Source organism: Serratia sp. ASV30 (genome assembly GCF_016428815.1).
Taxonomy (GTDB): domain Bacteria; phylum Pseudomonadota; class Gammaproteobacteria; order Enterobacterales; family Enterobacteriaceae; genus Chania; species Chania fonticola_C.
This window is the reverse complement of sequence record NZ_JAELTL010000189.1, coordinates 1-486: the sequence shown is the minus strand read 5'-3', so window position 1 is coordinate 486 and position 486 is coordinate 1. Positions and strand designations below refer to the sequence as shown.

General features: G+C 39.5%; 1 pseudogene. It reads left to right on the top strand.

Annotated elements, in window-relative coordinates:
- Positions 1 to 368: pseudogene (locus JHD74_RS26040) on the top strand (glycosyltransferase family 2 protein); the annotation flags it as partial.
- Positions 369 to 486 lie beyond the last annotated feature (118 nt).

Sequence of the window (486 nt, the reverse complement as noted above, 5' to 3'; positions counted from 1 at the left end):
GTTCTGATAAAACAGAGAACATAATATCAGCCTTGTCACTAGCTGATGAGAAGATCAAAGTTATCAATTTCACTCGTAATTTTGGAAAAGAACCAGCCTTATTCGCTGGGTTGGAGGCCTCTTCGGGTGATGTCATCATTCCTATTGACGTAGATCTCCAGGATCCAATAGATGTTATCCCGTTGTTGTTGAATAAATGGGAAAATGGTGCGGAAGTTGTTTTAGCCAAACGTATAGATAGACAGAGTGATGGTAGAATGAAGCGTAAAACTGCAGAATGGTTTTATCGCATTCACAACAAAATAAGCAAACCGGCCATAGAAGAAAACGTCGGCGATTTTAGGCTCATGTCTCGAGAAGTCGTGGATAAGAGGATATATAAATAGCAGAGCCAACCCTGAATATAAGGCTCAAGTTTTTTTATCGTCTTTGCAGATCATCTTATTTTCTATCTCACTTTTTAACTATGTAACGCGGCCTGCGTTT